Genomic DNA, 18,525 nt, shown 5'->3' on the forward strand with positions numbered 1-18,525 from the left:
GTGGATGGCAGGGAGAATCAGCCTGGCAGTGCAGGTCCGGTTGAACTTTGATTCGCCGCCTTGTCGCGACGACGCAGCAGCGCGTACAGCACCGGCATCACCAGCAGCACCAGCGGCAACTGCAACAACATGCCGGAGATGATCGCCACCGCCAGCGGCTGCTGCATCTGCGAGCCCTGGCCGAGCGCCAGCGCCAGCGGCAGCAGGGTCAGGATCGCGGCCAGGGTGGACATCAGGATCGGTCGGGTGCGGTGCTTGCCGGCCTCGTGCAGGGCTCCGTCCAGGGTGAGGTTGCGCCCGGCCGGCTCCGATTCGGCTTGCTGGAATTCCGAGAAGTAGAAGATCGCCACCTCGGTGACGATGCCGACGATCATCGTCATGCCCATCATCGAGGAGATGTTCAGCTCGATGCCGGTCAGCCACAGCCCGGTGAATACCCCGGGCAATGCCAGCAGCGGCATCGCCATGATCGCGAGCGCCACGCGGAAGCTTTCGTAGAGGAACAGCAGCAGGGTGAACACCAGCGCGATCGCGGCCAGCATCACGATGGTGAGGCCGCGAAAGGCCTGCTGCTGCTGCTGATAGACGCCACCGAGCTGGAAGTACATGCCCTTCGGCAACAGGCCGGGTTGCGCCAGCGCGTGCTTGACGTCGACGATCACCGCGCCGAGGCTGCGCCCGCTGATGCGCCCGGTCACCGCCACCATGCGCTTGAGATTGTCGCGAGTGATTTCCGGCTGGCCCTGCACCTGCTGCAACGTGGCGACCTGCGAAAGCGGAAACAGATGGCCGTCCGCGGCGCGGATCGGCAGCGCCGCGACCTGGTCGAGCCGCTGGTGCGCGCCGTCCGGCAGGCGCACGCGTACACCGACCAGCCTGCCCGCGACCGGCAGCTGCGCCGCGACGGTGCCATCGATCGCGGCGGCAACCTGGTCGGTGACGGCGACCGGGTCCAGCCCCTGCAGTGCCGCCTTGGCCGGGTCGACCTGCACGGTCAGCGCATCGCCCGCGGGGTTGATGCCATCGAGCACGCCGACCACGCCGTTGATCTTGCCGATCGCCGCCGCGACCTTGCCGGCGGTGGTGTTGAGCTGGTCCGGGTCGTCGCCGTAGAGTTGCACCTCGATCGGTTGCGGCACCGCCACCAGGTCGCCGATCAGGTCCTCCATCAGCTGCGCCAGATCGATATCCAGTCCCGGCACCTGTTGCTCCACCGCCGTGCGCACCTGGGTCATCACCTCCTCGGTGGACGGCCGCGAGCCGCTCTTCAGGCGCACGAAGAAATCACCCTGGTTCGCCTCGGTGAGGCCGCCGCCCAGTTGCAGGCCGGTGCGCCGCGAGTAAGTGTCCACGTAGGGGTTGGCGCGGATGATCGTCTCGACCTGGTTGAGCAGGCGATTGGTTTCCTCCAGCGAAGTGCCGGGTTTGGACAGGTAGTCGAGGATGAAACCGCCCTCGTCCATTTTCGGCATGAAGCCGGTGTTTACCCGGGTATAGGCAAAGCCGCCGACCAGCAACAGCGGCAGCACCAGCAGCAACACCAGCACGGGCCGTTTCAGCCAGCGATCCAGTACGCGCTGATAGCCGTCCATCATGCGCGTGGTGAAGCGCGACGGCGGATGCTCGGCGAGGTGGCGTCGATCGAGGAAGCGCTCGCCCAGCAGCGGCACGGCGACCCAGGTCAGCAGGTAGGAAATGATCAGCGCGCTGGCCATGGTCAGCGACAGCGCCTTGAAGAACGCGCCGGTGACGCCGGTCAGAAACGCCAGCGGCAGGAAGATCACCACGGTGGCGGCGCTGGAGCCGGTCAGCGGGCGGGTGAACTCCCACGCCGCCGCGGCGATGCGTTCATGCACGTGGCCTTCGCCCTGGTTGAGCCGGCGCATGATGTGCTCGAGCATCACGATCACGTCGTCGATGATCAAGCCGACCGCTGCGGCCATGCCGCCCAGCGTCATCATGTTGAAGCTCATGCCGAGCACGCGCAGCAGCAGCACGGTGATCGCCAGCACCGCCGGCACCACGATCAGCGCGATCAGGATCACCCGCGTGTTGCGCAGGAACACGAACAGCACCAGGCCGGCGAGCACGATGCCGATCAGGATCGCGTCGCGCACGCTGCTGGCCGCGCCGGTGACCAGCTGGGTCTGGTCGTACCAGTTGGCCACCTTCACGCCTGCCGGCATCTGCGGCGCGAAATCGGCGAGGCGCTGCTTCACGTCCTTGGCGATCTGCACGCTGTTGCCGGCCGGCTGCTGGTAGACCTGCAGCAGCACCGCATCCTGGCCGTCAGCGTTGACCCGGATCCACTGCGGCACGTGGCTCAGGCTGACGCGCGCGACGTCGCCCAGTCGCACCACGCCGCCGGGGCCGGCGCGCAACACGATGCCGCGCAGCGTGGCGACGGTCTTCGGCTGGTTGTCGGCCAGCAGCAGGTAGAGCTTGTAGTGGTCGGAGACCCGGCCCATCGCCTGGATCGTGGCGGCATGGCTGACCGCGGCCGATACCTCGGCCAGGCTCAGGTTCAGCGCGCGCAGCTTGCCCGGGTCGACGTCGGCATGGAACTCGGCCACCTCGCCGCCCTGCACCTGGACCTGGGCGACGCCGTCGATGCCGCTCAGCAGCGGGCGCAACTGGTACTCGGCGAGGTCGTGCAGCGCGCTCGGCGACAGCGTGTGCGAGCGCAGGCTGTAGGCCAGCACGGGAAAGGTGGTCGGATCCATGCGGCGGGTCGACAGCCGGGTATCGGGCGGCAGTTGCGGCAATACCTGGCTTGCCGCGCCGTTGACCTCCTGCAGCGCGGCGGCCATGTCTGCGCCCCAGTCGAAGGTGATCGCGATATCCGCACTGCCGCGGCTGGTGGTGGAACGCACGTCGCGTACGCCGCGCACCCGGCGCACCGCTTCCTCCACCGGCGTGGTCACCGCGATCGCCATCTGGTCGGCCGGCCGGTCGCCCGCATCCAGGCTCAGCTGCACCCGCGGGAACGACACGTTGGGAAACAGCGCCACCGGCATCAGGAACGCGCTGGCGATGCCGCCGAGCGCCAGCATCAGGGCCAGGAACAGCAGCGAGCGACGATGCAGTTGCATCCATGCGGTGAGGCTCACTTGGCCGACTCCCGCACCGCGTCACCGTCGTTGAGCTCATACACGCCCAGCACGATGATCTTCGCCTTCGCATCGAGCGGACCGTCCACGCCAACCGGGTCGCCCTGCGCACTGCGCAATTTCACATTGACTCGCTTGGCATGGCCTTGTTCGACCTGGAACAGGTAGTCGCCGTGCTCGTCGTGCAGCACGGCGGCACGCGGCACCGACCATGCGCTGAAGTCCGCGGTGCGGATCTGCGCATCCAGCGGCGCGCCTGCCACCAGGCTGGCACTGGCGGTGGCCGGCAACTCGACCTGGGCGTTGAGCAGATGGGTCTGCGGATCGATCGACTGGCCAACCATGCGCAGCGTGCCGGCAAAGGTCTCCCTTGCGCCGTACACCGGCTGCAACTGCACCGACAGGCCCGGATGCAGCCGCGCGCCATCTTCCGGCTGCACGCCGAGCACGGCGAGCAGGGCGTGTGTCGGGGTGAAGCTGAGCAGGGGCGCATTCGCAGCGACCCGTTCGCCCAGCCCGACCTGCAAGCCGGTGACCACGCCATCGGTTGGTGCGTCGATGGTTTCGGTGGCGGCGTCGCCACCGAGTGCGCGCTGTGCCGCGAGCGCCGACTGCGCATCGGCCAACGCCTTGCGCGCGGTCGCCAATTGCGATTGGGTGGCCAGTCGCTGCGATGCCAGTTGTTCGGTGCGCGCAAGCTCGCCGGTGGCCAGGCTCAACGCGGTCTGCGCCTGCTGATACGCGCTGCGCGCGACCGGATCCGGAGTGATCGTCAGCAGCGGCTGGCCGCGCTTCACACTCTGCCCCGCCGTCACTTGCAGTGCGCTGACCTGGCCGCCATGACCGAGGCTGATCGAACGCGCACGCTGCGGGTCGCCGGCCGCGCTGCCCCAGGCTTCGATGCTGTCGTGGAAGGTCTGCTGCACCGGTGCGGTGGTGGTGACCGCGACCGCGCCTGCGGCGGCTTCGTCGTCATCCGGCGCCGCCTTGCCGCAACCGGACAACAGGCCGCACAACAGGACGACGCACAGCACGGGCAGGGTGGCGGGACGATTCATGGCGTGGATGCTTGCGTGGAGACGGGAGAGTGGGTGGCCAGGTCGGTGTTGCCGAGCAGCGCTTCCAGCGCGATCGATTGCATGGCGCGCTGCTGTTGCGTAGCCAGCAGGTCGAGATCGGCGCCGAGCGCGTTGCTGCGGATCGCCAGATAGGTCGGCCAGTCCAGCGTGCCGGCCTGCCAGGCGCGTTCGGCGGATGCGCGGGCCTGGTCGAGTTGCCGCGAATGTGCGGTGAGCGTGGCGAGTTGGCCGTCCAGCGTGGCCAAGTCGCGGCTGATCCGCTGCATGTCGCTGCGCGTGCCGAGCACGCGCGCCGCGTAGTCGTCATGCAGTTGCTGGCGGGTCGCCCGTTCGATCGCGATGTTGCCACGGTTGCGGTCGAACAGCGGCAGGGTGATGCCGATGCTGAGGCCGTTGGTGTACACCGCGCTGGTATCCCGCGCGGTGTTGAAGCCGATGTTCAGCGCAGGAAACTGGGCCAGGATCGCGCTGCGCACCCTGGCCTGCTGCGACTGGTAGCCGGCCTGCAAGGCCAGCAGATCCGGGCGTCGCCGCGGCAGGTCGTCGAGCGCCGTCTGCACCTGCGCCGGCGTGGGCCGGCTGGCATAGGGCGCGCCGACCAGGTCGAGCTGCGCCGTCGGCGCCAGGCCCAGCAGCAGGTGCAGATCGCTCTGTGCCTGATGCAGCGCGATCGCCGTATCGGCCAGCCGCTTGTGTACATCGGCAGCGGCATTCAAGCCGGCGCTGGCGCTGTCGTAGGTGAGGTTGCCCGCCTGCAGCGCGGCGTGGATATAGCCGCTGACCGTGGCCAGGGCGTCCTGCTCGCGTGCGAGCCGTGCCTGCTGCGCGCGCAGGTTCGATACCTGGTCGAACAGCAGCCGCGCCTGCGCCACCGTCTGCCACTCGGCCCACAGCAGGTCGAGGTTGACCTGGCTGACCTGGTTGCGCGCCGCCGCGCGGCGCGAGGAACGCGTCAGCAACGCGCTGATGTCCTCGCTGAGGCCAAGGCTGTAGGCGGTGCTGAGGCCGGTACCGGACTGGCGTGGGAAATCCGCCGACAAGGCCAGTTGCGGATCGGGCAGCAGGCCCGCGGCAAATGCCTGCGCCCGCGCGATGCCCAGCTCGTCGCGCTTGAGTCGCAGCTCGGGGCTGTTGGCCACGGCCAGCATCGCGACCTCGGTAACGTCCAGTCCGTCACTCGGGTCGAACCGATGGCTCGACGCGATTGGCATCGACATGCCGGCCGTGGGTGCGGTGAGCTGCGCCACGCTGTTTGCTCCGCGACCATCGCTCAGTGCCAGGCTCGTGTAGCTAGCGCAGCCGGATAGAGTTGGCGCGGTGGCGACTATCAGACTCACGAGTACTCCGACCCGTGACCACACTGGCGCCCCGGTCTGTCGGCCTGCCACCCTGATTGTTGACAGCTTTCCCACCAATCGGACTCCCTTGTGATATTTCGCTGCGACCATGCGCAGCGGTCAGATGTCCGCCCAAGCTATCGGGGCCGGCTTTGGATTTGCTTATTCGTGACCGGATTCTCCGTCGGACCAGGGCAAAACCCGCGTCTGCAGGCAGTCTGGTCGAGTTCGTGTGGATCGATGGTTCTGCTGGCGATGCCCGCCGTGTTGCGGGCGACCGACATCAGTGTTCTGGTGACGACGATCTGCTTGACCGGCGTGGACTCCAGCGGAGTTCGCAGCTTGCTGCTTGAAGCGGATCTCTTGTGGTGCTGGTGTCACAGGTTCTGACCAGATGTACTTGGTGCGGATGGCGCATGGTTTCTCCTGTCTTCCACCCTTGGGAATTCCCGCCGCGCCCCGCCGATTCTCATGCGATCAGATTTTATCCCGCGTGCGCTCGTCGGCGGCGCAATCGATAACGCCCCGAACATAGGCCGCAAAGCTCAATCGAGGCTGAAAGTCAGATGAAGAGAAATTCAGATTTGAGATCCCCTTATGAAAAAGGGGTCTTCGTGGAAACGTGTGGATGAATTTGGCGTAGTGATCGTGGTGTAACCCAGGCAGCGCAATGCATTGCAGCTTTCAGCGCGCCCCTGAAATTGGGATCGAAGTCTGGCAACCACTTGCGCAGTTTCACGGCGCAACCTCGGAAGCGGCGAGTTCGTCGGCGAGTGCGGCCACCCCTTCGGCGCGTATGTTCTTCTTGTTCTTGCTGAAAGCCATCCACGCAGCATCGGTGGTCAGGTCTGCGCGCACCTTCGCCTTGACCTGTTCACGGCGTGCGAGCGCTGCATCGTTGCGATAGCGGAGGACGATCAAGGTCGTCCATGGCCGGCCGGCCGGATAGATGCTGGTCAAGACATCATAGCTGTCGAGGATGCCCTGGGCGATCCATCCCTTGAATTGGGGAATGGTGTAGCCATCGAGATAGCTCTGATATTCGTCCGCTGACACGTGCGCGACATAGGGCACAACCAACACCGCCGAATCGCTTGCAGTGCGCGATCCACCGGCATCAACGCGCTCGACTGGCGTTGTCGTCACGGACTGAACGAGCGCAAGCGCGCCCGCAGAAAGGCCGCCCACCGAGTTACTTTCAAGCGAATTCCACCGCGCGAGAGCGGCGTCATCGCGGAAGTCCAGAATTTCCATCACGTCCCATTGACCATCATCCGCATAACGGGAAGCCAACAGCCGATAGCCGGCCAACAGTCCATGTTCCTTCCATTTCCGCAGCCGCGTTGCCTGGATGTCGGTCATAAGCTTTTGGAACGCGGGTCGGTCAGCGGGCTTGACCTTGAACGCCAGGGTCAGCACTGGATCCATCGCCCTGGCTGCGGCCGCCTGGTCTGGCGCCGTCTGCGTGGGGGCAGGCATCCCTGCGGCGAGTCCGGATGCAAGTCCAAGCACAAGCACAAGCACAAGCACAAGCACAAGCACAAGCACAAGGCCAAGCCGGTGACGGGGGTACTGTGATCGCCAATGCATAGTCATCATCCTCATCCTCATCCTCTTACCCATCGCTTCGCTTTGTCTCGCACTGAGCTTTCGCTCGCGGGTGAAAATTGATCGTCTCTGCGTGATTTGCAATTGATGATGGTCTTGCAGCGACAAGTTGAAGGTCAGTGTGGGTTGTGGATTGCCCGCGTGAGCCAATGCCAAAGAGGCATGATCAGCCTGCTGGGACCGGACGCCTACATTCGTCACCTTGCTCTTGCTCGTCTCGTTCCTGTGGAAGCAAGGTTGTGTCGCAATGGCCATGAGTGCGATGAGGAAGATGTCTTTACCGGGCGCTCGCAGTCATTCGTCCTGCGCATCCATGCTCATCCCTGAATCCATGTGTGTGGCGGTCGCTCGGCGCCAGATCGGCAACATGCCGCACAGTGTGCTGTCGCGCAGTATGAAGTGATGCACCAGCGCAATGGCGGCGTGGGCACCCGCCAGATACATCAATGCGTTTCCGAGTGTTTCGTGGATACGCAAAAGCTGTTTTGAAAAGACCTTGTCAGGCACCGGCGCATGCGGCAGAGCAATGCCGAGAAAATTCCAGGCTTCGGGCGACCACAATCGGTTGGCGATGCCGAGCAGCGGCAGGGCAAGCAGCAATACGTACAACACGAATTGCATCAGCTGGGCGAGCCAGTCCTGCCACGTGGGCAACGGTGGAAAAATATGCGGGCGCCCACCACGTCGACGCATAATCACCCGCGGCAACATCACCAGCAAGATCGCTATGCCGAATTGCATGTGGGCCCACTTGAATTGCGCTTGAATGACCGATCCCTTGGGTGACCAATTATGTGCGTAGATCAGAATCAGGGTGACGGTGACAAGAATGAAAACAAGCCAGTGCAGCCGACGAGTCCAGGTTGAATAGTGCGAGGTGTTCATGGTGACTCCAGGAATCGTGGCACAAATATGGCGGAAATTTGGAAGTTGAGTGTCATGAGAGGGAGGGCCGAAAGACGAGCAGGACGACGAGCGACCTGATCATGGTGGTTCCTGCGGCGGCGATCCCGAAGCGGCGCGAGTGTATTGTCCGTGGTGGCGACCGTGATGGAGGATCTGATGAGTCACCGCAGCGCGGCTGCCCGCTGCACCCAGCCCGCGCACTGCGGGGTAGGTCGGCGGTTCTGCGGCCATGGCCAACAGACCGGTATGGCGCCGCTCAACTGCGCAGGTGAAGGTCGGCGATCCTTTCCATAGCGTGTGCGCGCCGAAGCGCATGAGCAGTGGGCTGTCGCTGTTTTTGCGCATACACACTTGCTCGAATGATGAGGTTCTGGACCCTGGAGCATCGCCTGCGCGCATGATGGCTGGGTGCACCGCGTTCATGATCCGCAGTGCATGTGGTTGAGACGGCGCAATTCCGATACCACCCGGGAAGGGCTCAGCGGCAGGTAACCGGGTGCCGAGGCGCTGATCAGTGACTGCCCCACAGGCGACCACGCCGCACGCAGGTACTGGCACAGCAGTGCAGCAGAGCGCGGATCGTTGTATGCGCGGATGTAGATGTAGAGATAGCGGTCAAGTGGATACCGACCCGAGACAAGGTCGTCGCGCGAGCCGAACGAGACCTCACTGCCACCGGGGAGGGCGAGGCTCACTACGCGGACCTTATCGTTTGCCTGATTCAGATCGCCCACGCACAGCGCATCGCTATCAGTCGCGGCTTGATCGAGCGCCAAGGTTGACTCGCGGAAGCCGAGATAGTCCACCGCATACGGCTGGCCATCAAGGGCGTGTCGCCTGAAATAGACGCCCAGAGCCGTCGAAGCCGCCGGCCCGCAGGGATGAATCGGCCGCGTCGCCCATTCTCCGGTCAGACCAAGCTGCGACCATTGTCGGATACTTTGGGGCCTAGCGAAGACTTCACGCAGCTGCTGCAAGTTGACGACTGCGAGTGGATTGCCGCGATGGACGTAGATTGCCAACGGTGAAGAACGCGCAAGTGGATTGAGCGCCGCGTGGGCGACGCGAAACTTGACCGGGTCGGCTCCCGTCGCCTTCCGATAGTCAGCCAGTTCGGCGGCGGAAAACTCAGCTCCCATCGGAGCGAACAAGCTGGTGCCGGCTGCCAGCGCGGCAGGTGCGGTGCGTGTTCCCTTGAGCACGAGATCGAAGCGAACGCCGGGATGAGTGACCTCGAACTGTCGATCCAGTGCTTCCAGCATCCAGCGCATATCGTTGTAACCGACTACCCGGATGGCGCCGTCGGGCTCAGCGTAGGCTTCGCCGGGCAGCGCACTGACTGGACGCACGGGAGGTGGCTGCACTGGGTTGCAGCCGCCGTGCTGCAACGCCTGTCGGGACACGCGAAGTTGTCGCGCCGTAAGCGGCTCGAAGTGCATTGAGTTGCGTGCGATCTGCTGCTGACCGTCGGCACCAAGTACGAAGGAGAGAAACGCGCATGTCTGCGGTGACAGCCAGCCGCGGTCGGTCCGCGCCAGCCCGAGGTAGATCTGCCGGGACAACGGATAGCGCGCCGATGCCACGGTGGCTGGATTACCGGCGACATAGTGCCCGTCCATGGTCGCTGCCAGCGCGACAGGATGCACGGCGGGAACGGCATAGCCAAAGCCGCTGTAACCGACACCGTCAGGGTCCTGACTCACTCGCTGCACGATGGCACTCAGGGCGCTCTGTCCGGGGGTATCGGTCTGCACGCGCAGGTCCGTACGCCAAGGTCGGCCCTGCAGCACGCGACGATCCAGAAAGTTCACGATGCCCGGCGGGTTGCCGTTGCTGCGCCGCGGGGTCATGCCGTACAGGTGGATTGGCTGCGCCGTCCACGGACCACGCAGACCCAGCTGTCCCCACCTTCGCAGCGGCCGTCCGTCGCTGCTGCCCGAAAACAAGGTGGCCAACTGCGCCATGGTCAAACCGCGCAGCGGATTGGCGCGGTTGACGTACACCGCGATGGCGAAGGTGCCGTGCGGCGCGGCGTAGCTGCCGCCAGCCACCGGTACCAGGACCGGGGTGCCACTCTGCGCCACGCGCAGCGCAGCCGATTCGGCAGGAAAGGGCTCGCGCGCGAAGGTGACGCAATTGACGTGACCGGCAAGCATGGCCGTCACGCCGGCAGCAGAAAAGTGGGTGGTGTCCGCCACCCGGATCGGCACGTCAGGCCGACGCGCAGTGAATGCCTTGGCCCACGCCGCAACCAGCGGCTGCATCGTGCTGGCGCCGATGCAATACAGGCTGTCCGTCGTGGCTGCAGACGTCGCCGCGATGCTCGTTGCGGCCACCACGCTTGCCGCGCCACATGGGCTGACACCAAGCAGCGCGACAGCTATGGTCCACGCCGTCCGCGCCAGCCCGTGTGAGTGCCCGACACCGAACATCAGCGGCGATTCCGACGGCCGAGGTATCGACCCCGTTGTTCCGCCAGTCGCCGCCAGGCCGGCATGTCAGGGGCGCTTCCCGCTGACGGTCCACAGCACGACCGCATCGAACAGCGCATGACCCTGCGCCGTCAGGTCATCGAAGCTGGGGTTGTCCAGTGGCAGCAGGGCGCGCCGTGCCGGAGCGATAAAACCGTCTGCCATGACGGCGTGCTCGGGATAACCGAAGATGGCGCGTTCATTCGGTGAATTTGGCAAGGTGGCGATGACGATTGCGTCGGGCGTCGGGCGAGCCCACTTGAGTACGCCGGGATGCTCCGTAAACTTCACCAGTCCTGCCGGCAAGCCGGCCGCCATCGGATTCCAGGCGCCTACGATGTCGAGGTAGTTGTCCGGCGGATCGTCACTCTCCTTCTCCTCGCCGTGCTCCCCATAGTCGGCATAGCGGTCGCGGCCGGCCAGATGCAGTGCGTCGGCATACAGCCCCTCCAGCGTGATCAGTGGCACCGCGGTGTCTACATACTTGTTGGCGAGCTTGTATTTCGAGCACGAGGATGAGATGAGTATCAGGTCCTCGCCGTTGGCGCGGGTCTGTGGATCGGTCTGGTCAGCAATCGTGACCTCGAAGCCCAGGCTGCGCAGGTGCGCAACGGTATGCTCGTCGGCCTCACGACCCTCGCCAGCGTCGACCCGCTCGACGTATAGAACCTTCTTGCCGTGCGCCACGCCCCTTATCCGCGCGTCCAGTGCGGCGGGGTCGTATGGCGCCACTGCCTGCGGGGGGCTGGCCGCCCAGCGAATCGCCTCGTCGAACAGCTTCAGACCGATCGCCCATTGACGCACCTGCGGATCGTTTGCCGCCGGCCCGTGCACGTCGGTGAGCAGGTGGAAATTGCCGTCGGCGAGATAGAAGCCGACCCGGCGAGCTGGCGCAGTCGCGCCATCGGCCAGGCTTGCCTTGCGCTCATAGGTGAACACGGCGGCCCGTTGCGGCTTGCCTTCGAAGTCCGCGATGACGGTGGCACCAGGGCCTGGATTTGCCCAGCCGATCGAGCCGGGCTCCAGATACAGCGTGCCGAACAGTTGTGGCCTGAGCCCGACCGCCCGGCTGATGGTTGATGTGGTGTTGGCGCCATAGCCATACAGGATCGAAAAACTTTCCGCGTAGTGCTGGATCGGATCGACCACACCGAAGTCCCGATGCAGTTGGGGACCCGTCATGCCGAGGTTGGGATAGTCGAAGGTGTTCCAGGTGAACACCGGCACCGGCGTCTGCGCAAACTTCGCTTGCAGTTCGTGGGCGTCGGCGGTGGAGGAAATCACGATCAGGCTCATGCCGCTCACCGCGGATGGCGACACCGATGCATCGGCCGTGGTGACCTTGAAGCCGATTTGTTCCAGATGCTGGCGCACAAGGGCGTCGTCGTTGGGCTCGCCGGGATCGGTCTTGCCCGTCACGAACAGCACCGGCTTGCCCTTCAGCGCGGACCAGGGCAGTGGCGCGGCTTGCAGAGGGGGTTGGCTGAAGCCAAAGGCCACGACGCATCCGAGGAAACTGAGCAACACTCGATTCATGGGGTGCATCCTTCGCTCGGGGTCAACACCAGCAACTCGGCATGCTCTGCCGGCGCATTGGCATCCGTTGTAGTGGGCCGCGGCCGATCGAGCGCCAACCAGAGCTGGCCAGCGGGAGCATTCAGAGCGATCGCCTGGACCTTGCCGTCCAGCGCGTAGGTGCCGCCCGCGCTGTAGTTTACGAAGGCGTTCATGCGCAGCGCCGCCAGCTCGCCATTGTCGCCAGCATTGAACGCCGCACCCTTCCAACCGCCAGCGCCGAAAGGATGCATGGCGAAGATCATCTGCGATGGTCCCGGCGTGCCCGCGGGAAAGGACTCGAAGGTGAAGCCTAGGTCCGTATCGATTACCGTGCGGGCGCCGTCCTGACAGGAGACAAACAGTCGGCGGCCGATCGGGTCCATCGCCAGCCCGGTCGGTCCGACGCAGTCCTTGGTGGGAATCGCACCGAGGTTGTTCATGCCGTGCTCGTCCACCGCATCGATGGCATTGCCTGTTGTATTGGCGACATAAAGGGTGCCGCGAGCGTTAGTTGCCATCTGCCCCGGTTTGCCGGACAGACGAACCTGTCCGGTGCGCTTGCCGCTGGCGGCGTCCCAGCGTGCAATGGTCGAGCTTGCGCGACTCAACACGTACAGCGCGCGCTCAGACGACGCGTAGAGCAGTGCGGAGGGCACGCCGTCGCGCAACGGAATCGTCGACTCGATGTGCAGTGGATGCAGCTGAAATACCACCAGTTCCGAGGGTGCGGCGATGGCCGCGTAGCCCTTGCCGTCCTGCGGATCGATGGCCATGGCCACCGCCGCGGCGGGCAGCTGCAGGGTACCGGTCTGGCGGGCCGACGCGACGTCGAGCGCATCCACCGTGGCGCCGGTGGCCACGTAGGCGTGCGCACCCGTGGCGTCAAAGCCGATTCCGCTGACTGGCGCTGCTGAAGGAACGGCTATCCGATGGCTGACGCGAAGCGGCAGCTCGGTCGCGCCGAGCGACCCGCTGACCATCGATCCGACCAGCAGGAGCGCGCACGCACCGACACATCGACGGCTTGCTCCGCGGCGAACGTACGCGGTCGGTACCATCATGGATGTACTCCCGGCGACGTCGGCCCAAGCAACGATCTGGCCGCCTTGCACTGGAACTCCCGTAACGGCAGGAAAATGGCCTCGTTGCGCACTATCTGCTGGCCTTGTTGGCTCAACACGAACCGGAGAAACTCCTGCAGCGCCGGATTCATGGCACTCCCGGGCTTGCGATTCACGTTGGCGTAGATCAAACGACTCAGCGGATAACTGGCGTCGGCGACGTTACTGTAGGCGGGTGCCACGAATTGACCCTCCGTGCCGATCGAAATCAACTTTACCGGCACATCGACGAAGGCAAGGCCCGCGTAGCCGATGCCATCCGGGTCGGCGGCCACCCGATCGGCGACCGGAAACACCAGATGGTCGAAGTGCAAATCCTTTCGCCAGTGGCCACGCTGTCCATCGGCGTCCAGCACGCGCTGGCGGACAAATTCCTCGAACCCGTTCCAGGGCTTGATTGCATAGACGTGGATCGGATGACTGGCCCAGTCGCCGGTCACACCGACATCCCCCCACGTCTTGGCTGTGCTGCCGCCACGCAAGTGCGAGCTCGACAGGATCTGGTCAAGCTGGGCCAGGCTCAGGTGCTCGACCGGGTTGGCCTGGTTGACGAAAAAGCTGACGGCATCGAGAAATCCGAAATGTCGGTAAGAGCCGCCGGACACCGGCACACTGAGTGGCGGATAGCCATGATCGGTGACGAATGTGGCGATATCGGTCGGCTTCAGCTCACGCGAAACGAAGGCGATGTCGATCTTGCCGTGGTTCATCTCCGCCTCGGCATGGGTGCCCTCATAAGGAGGACCGAAGTTCACGTGCACATGGGGGTAAAGCTTTTTGAAACTGGCGATCCATGCACCCACGAGGCCTGGCAAAACATCCGAGGACGCCATGCTTAGTGAACCCTTGAGGGTGTGCCCGTAGTGCGGATTGAAAGCCGGTAGCGTGGGGTCCAGAGTCGGTTGCAGAATCTCCGGTGCCGGCAGGGGGCGCCCGGATTTCTCGCCAGCGGCGTCCTGCTCGGGCGTCTGAATGGCGTGTTTTGGTGCCGGCGGCAGCAGCAGTTCGATCTGGGTCGGATGAGTGGAAGCCTGTGCTGAATTGATCAGCGCGCAAGCCAGCATGCCTGCGAAGAAGCTCACGCAAGGACGGCGCTGGCGGAGCCGTGGGAACTTTTTCATCGCGCTCATTCGAAGAAGAACCTCGCGGACAAGGTGATGAGACGTGGGTTTCCAGGCAATACCGCGAGGTTGGAAGACGAACTCTGGTAGTAGATCTTGTTGAACAGGTTTTCCACCTTCAGTGTCAGTGCGTACTGGTCGCGGTTGTAGTACAGCGCGGCATCCACGCGGGTGTAGGCCGGAAGTTGCAGTACCGGTTGATTGACCGCCGTCGGCGTGAGGCCGGCCCGTTCGCCGCTGCGGATGACGCCCACGCCGAAACCCAGACCCTGCAAACTCGACGAGCGGAAGTCATAACGCGACCAGAGGTGCGCGCTGTGTTCAGGTGCATTGGGCAGCCTCGTATCGACTTGCGCTGGATTCGTCGACGAAGTAATTTGCGCGACCGTGAAGGCGTAGCCGGCGGTCAATTGCCAGTTTGGCAACGGACGCGCGTTCACCTCCAATTCGGCCCCTTGCGAACGCGCCTTGCCGACCTGCGTGTAGCAGGTGCCGTAGTCCGCGCACTTGAAGCTGCTCAGGGTATTTTTTTCGTTGATGCGAAACACGGCCAGCGTTGCCGACACGTGGTTGTCCAGGAAATTGACCTTGCTGCCCGCCTCGACTTGATCGGCCGATGTAGGCACAAAGTTGTTGACGCCATTGATGTCGATCGCGTTGGCAGAGGGTGGCACATAGGAAGTGCTGTAGCTTATGTAGTTGCTCCAGTGTTCATTCGGTTGGTAGATCAGTCCGGCCATCGGCAATACCTTGCTGTTGGCCTTGTTGCTCGATGGCACGCCGGCGACTCTCAGCTCCTCGATGGCCTGGCGGTCATGCGAATAGCGCAGGCCCAGCGTGGCTTTCCAATGACTGGACAGCGTCATCATGTCAGCGAAATAGGTGCCGTAGCTGTAGGTCGTGGTGAAGCGGTGCGTTAGCACGCTGGCATTGCCGGGGGCATACAGCGGCAGCGACGACAGCTCCGGTGCAAGACCGTAGACCGGATCGTAAATGCTCATGGTGAGCGCATTCGGCCCGGTGCTTGGCGCATTGTAAAATTGCGTCCGGTTCAAGTCGGCCACATCGCGCCCGTCCGTCAACCCGACCACCAAGTTGTGCTGAATGCCGAAAGTGTTGAATGGAATATGCAGATTGGTGTCGAGGTAATCGTAACGCCGCTTGTTGAGCTGTCCACGGGCACGCAGTCCGACGTACTGCAGGTTCTTGAGGATCGAGGCGACGTCGTAGCCGTGGGCATCATCGGTATGCCAGACATTGCGCGTGTCCAGGCTCCAACTGATGCCGTTGGCGAACTGGTGGTTGAACAACAGAGTCAGCACGCTGCCGTACTCGTGCTCTTCATCGCTTGGCTGCTGATAGCGAGTGATGATCGGTGCGACCAAGGCGATGTTGTTGTTCGGCGCGACCAGTTCGGTGTCGTAGCTGTACTTCAGGCGTTGAAACACGTACTGCGCGGTCAGGCTGGTATTGTTGGAGACGTTCCAGGTCAGGCTGGGCGCGAAATAGATGCTGTGGGAGTAGCTGTTGTTGCGGAACGTGTCGCCGTTGGCGTCGTCCATGACCAGTCGGTACAGCAGCCGATCGCTGTGGCCCAGCGGGCCAGTGAGGTCGGCGGCGAAGTCGCCACCGAGTTTGTCGGTCAAGCCGATACCGGAACCATCGTAGGTGGTGCCGCTGGCGCTGAACTCGTACAGCGGATCGGCCTCGGGTTTCTTGGTGATCAGATTGACGAAGCCGCCCGGCTGCTCCTCGCCGTTGAGTACCGAAGCCGGCCCGCGTACCACGTCGATACGCGAAATGCCGATCGTGACCGGAGATCCGAAGCGCGTCGCCAATCCGGGCAGGCCATCGACCAGAATCGAATTCTGGTCGTTGACGCTGCTGGTGAAACCACGGAAAACCAGGTCGTCGCCGGTGTTGCCAGCGGCCTGGACGCCGGTCATGTAGGGATAGAGCGTGTTGACCTGCGCAGCCTCGATCGCGTGGATGAAGCTGCCGGTATAGGTGGAAATCGAGAACGGCGTATCGCGCGCCTGCACGTCCATCTTCAGTGCGCTGTGGCCCGCTTTGGCAATGAAAGGCGACGTCACCGTGATGGATTTCAATTGCGTCACCTTGGGTGCCGCCGTCGTGGCTTGCTTCGAGCGCGGCGTCGTCGCAGGTGCCGTGCTCTGCGGTCCAACTGCGCTGGTCCCGGCAGCACTGGCCAGCGGCTGGCTTGGCGCGGTCGCGGCAAGCAATGCTGAAGGACTGCCCAAACAGAGCGCAGCCAGGATCGAACATGCCAGCGCATTCTTGCTCGAAGCAAACATCATCGTTTCTCCCCAGCGCGGATGCCCGCGCTCTTAGCCAATGTCGGTTCCGGGTCCACGGTCAGCTTCCGGCAGGGCCGGGCGTATTCCCCTAGTTAAGCGCCGTGCCTCACTCATACGCCGGCACCCTGTAAGCAGCCTTAAAGCTTTCTTAAAATCGATTCAGGAACGCTTCGCCGTTCGAGACATCCCATGGTGCGATAGGGTGCTTCGCTGACTCGACTGAGATCTCGAGCGTTGCAGTGGTGCTACCTCAATGATTGATTCTCTCCAGGGAAATACCCTTGGTTGCCGGCCCGAATACGCCGATCACGACGATACCCACCACCATCGCGATGGCGATGAAGATGGCCACCGCAGGAACGCCTCCCGCACCGAGCAAATAGCCGATAGCCAGGCCGGCAAAGGCGGCGGCAATGCGGCTCCACGAGTACACAAAGCCGATGGCGCGGGCGCGGATGCGGGTGGGGTAAAGTTCAGCCTGATAATTGTGGTAAGCGTAGGACATGACGTTGGCGGCGAGGGTGAACAGCACGCCCAGCGCAATCAGGATGGTGGGGCTGCTGGCTTGCGAGAACGCCAGCATGGCCACGCCCATGATCGTCAGCCCCAGCATGATCTGCCGCTTGCGCTCCACGCGGTCGGCAAACAGCGTACCCAGCAGCGGGCCGATCGGATTGGCGATGGCGATGATGAACGAATATTCCAGACTGTGGGTCAAGGTGATCCCGCGGGCGATCAGCAGACTGGGGACCCATGCGGCAAATCCGTAGAAGCCGATCACTTGTGCGATGTTGAATACCGACAGCATCACGGTGCGGCGAGCGTAGGGCGCGGAGAATAGCTCCCGAAATCCGCCGTGGCCGCTCTCCTCGGTCGACTCTTGCCGGGGCCGCGGCAACTCACACCCGGTCTCCGCACGGACCTTGCGCTCGATCATCGAGACGATGGCCTCGGCTTCATCGAAGCGACCCTTCTGGGCAAGCCAGCGCGGGCTCTCCGGGATCCGCCGAATCAACAACCACACTGCTCCGGCGCCGATCGAGCCGATCAATACGACCCAGCGCCAGCCGTCGAGCCCCAGCGGTGCGATCGGCACCAGCAGCCAGGCAAGCAGGGCGACCACCGGTACCACGCAGAAGGTGATGAACTGATTGATGGCGAACGCACGCCCGCGCTCGGCACTGGGGATCAGCTCCGAGATGTAGGTGTCAATGGTGACCAATTGCACGGCGAAGCCGACGCCGGCGATGAAGCGCCACACGTTCAACAGTTCACCGGTTTGCTGAAACGCCATGATGGCAGTGCACAGCACGTACCAGATCAACGACCAGGTGAATACCGGGCGGCGCCCGTAGCGGTCCGGCAGGTGGCCCAGCAGCACCACACCGAACCACAGTCCGGCAAACGTGCTGAACACGAAGCTGCCGAATCCCGCCACCTTGATGCTGTCGAGGCTGGCGAAGAAGCCCAGCGATTGTGGGCTGAACAATCCCGACTTGATCATGCCGGGTGCTACGTAACCCGTGAAAAACAGGTCATAGAATTCAAATACGCCGCCCAGCGAAATCAGGACGACGATGGTCCACACGGTGCGGGACGGCGGTAACCGGTCCAACCTGGCGGCGATACGGGCTGATTCGATGTGTGACACGGGCGGCTATCTCCGGTTTGAATGACACAGCTGGTATTTGTCGTGATCGGGGACGAGTCCGGCAGCTTGCATAACGCCGTCGCGTGCTTCCTCATCGCGGAATGATCGCCGCAGGCGTGACCTGCCGCGCGATCGGCGAGCAGCTGGCCGCACCCGTGTGGATGTCGCGGACCGCCCCATGGCAAGCGTCGCCTCACGGTTGAAGATCCGGTGTCAGGCCCGGGCCGGCCAGTCATGGCCGGTCCG

12 protein-coding genes are annotated in these 18,525 nt (G+C 63.9%); 1 reads left to right on the plus strand and 11 read right to left on the minus strand.

Annotated elements, in window-relative coordinates; all coding sequences use genetic code 11:
• Positions 1 to 17: 17 nt before the first annotated feature.
• From B0E47_RS09205 to B0E47_RS09250, 10 genes are all read right to left on the minus strand, one after another.
• Positions 18 to 3,110: an efflux RND transporter permease subunit gene (locus B0E47_RS09205; protein WP_077513914.1), complete on the minus strand. Its 3,093-nt coding sequence runs from the start codon at positions 3,108 to 3,110 to the stop codon at positions 18 to 20.
• Positions 3,107 to 4,168 carry an efflux RND transporter periplasmic adaptor subunit gene (locus B0E47_RS09210; RefSeq protein ID WP_077513916.1) on the minus strand — a complete coding sequence of 354 codons (1,062 nt, stop codon included), beginning with the start codon at positions 4,166 to 4,168 and terminating at the stop codon, positions 3,107 to 3,109. The genes B0E47_RS09205 and B0E47_RS09210 overlap by 4 nt, the downstream gene beginning before the upstream one ends.
• Positions 4,165 to 5,583 carry a TolC family protein gene (locus B0E47_RS09215; RefSeq protein WP_139351431.1) on the minus strand — a complete coding sequence of 473 codons (1,419 nt, stop codon included), beginning with the start codon at positions 5,581 to 5,583 and terminating at the stop codon, positions 4,165 to 4,167. The genes B0E47_RS09210 and B0E47_RS09215 overlap by 4 nt, the downstream gene beginning before the upstream one ends.
• A 678-nt stretch (positions 5,584 to 6,261) precedes the next feature.
• Positions 6,262 to 6,954 carry a hypothetical protein gene (locus B0E47_RS16830; RefSeq protein WP_139351406.1) on the minus strand — a complete coding sequence of 231 codons (693 nt, stop codon included), beginning with the start codon at positions 6,952 to 6,954 and terminating at the stop codon, positions 6,262 to 6,264.
• A gap of 474 nt (positions 6,955 to 7,428) precedes the next feature.
• Positions 7,429 to 8,019 (minus strand): cytochrome b, encoded by a 591-nt coding sequence (locus tag B0E47_RS09225; protein ID WP_077513921.1) that lies wholly within the window; start codon positions 8,017 to 8,019, stop codon positions 7,429 to 7,431.
• Between the two features lie 440 nt (positions 8,020 to 8,459).
• On the minus strand, positions 8,460 to 10,472 hold the full coding sequence (locus B0E47_RS09230) for a substrate-binding domain-containing protein (RefSeq protein ID WP_077513923.1): 2,013 nt from the start codon (positions 10,470 to 10,472) through the stop codon (positions 8,460 to 8,462).
• A 66-nt stretch (positions 10,473 to 10,538) separates the two neighbouring features.
• Entirely contained in the window at positions 10,539 to 12,047 is a 1,509-nt protein-coding gene (locus B0E47_RS09235; RefSeq protein ID WP_077513924.1) for a hypothetical protein, read from the minus strand.
• Positions 12,044 to 13,129 (minus strand): hypothetical protein, encoded by a 1,086-nt coding sequence (locus tag B0E47_RS09240; RefSeq protein ID WP_139351407.1) that lies wholly within the window; start codon positions 13,127 to 13,129, stop codon positions 12,044 to 12,046. The genes B0E47_RS09235 and B0E47_RS09240 overlap by 4 nt, the downstream gene beginning before the upstream one ends.
• The gene (locus B0E47_RS09245) at positions 13,126 to 14,310 is read right to left on the minus strand and encodes a substrate-binding domain-containing protein (RefSeq protein WP_077514233.1); all 1,185 of its coding nucleotides are present in this window, start codon (positions 14,308 to 14,310) and stop codon (positions 13,126 to 13,128) included. The genes B0E47_RS09240 and B0E47_RS09245 overlap by 4 nt, the downstream gene beginning before the upstream one ends.
• 5 nt (positions 14,311 to 14,315) lie before the next feature.
• On the minus strand, positions 14,316 to 16,418 hold the full coding sequence (locus tag B0E47_RS09250) for a TonB-dependent receptor (RefSeq protein WP_168171038.1): 2,103 nt from the start codon (positions 16,416 to 16,418) through the stop codon (positions 14,316 to 14,318).
• On the opposite strand from B0E47_RS09250, the gene B0E47_RS17020 reads away from it, so the two are divergent.
• On the plus strand, positions 16,387 to 16,662 hold the full coding sequence (locus tag B0E47_RS17020; protein WP_168171039.1) for a hypothetical protein: 276 nt from the start codon (positions 16,387 to 16,389) through the stop codon (positions 16,660 to 16,662). The genes B0E47_RS09250 and B0E47_RS17020 overlap by 32 nt on opposite strands.
• A 216-nt stretch (positions 16,663 to 16,878) precedes the next feature.
• Here the strand turns inward: B0E47_RS17020 and B0E47_RS09255 are convergent, their stop codons facing one another.
• Entirely contained in the window at positions 16,879 to 18,279 is a 1,401-nt protein-coding gene (locus B0E47_RS09255) for an MFS transporter (protein WP_217318911.1), read from the minus strand.
• Positions 18,280 to 18,525: the final 246 nt, after the last annotated feature.

The sequence above is a fragment of the Rhodanobacter sp. B05 genome, assembly GCF_002001085.1.
GTDB lineage: Bacteria > Pseudomonadota > Gammaproteobacteria > Xanthomonadales > Rhodanobacteraceae > Rhodanobacter.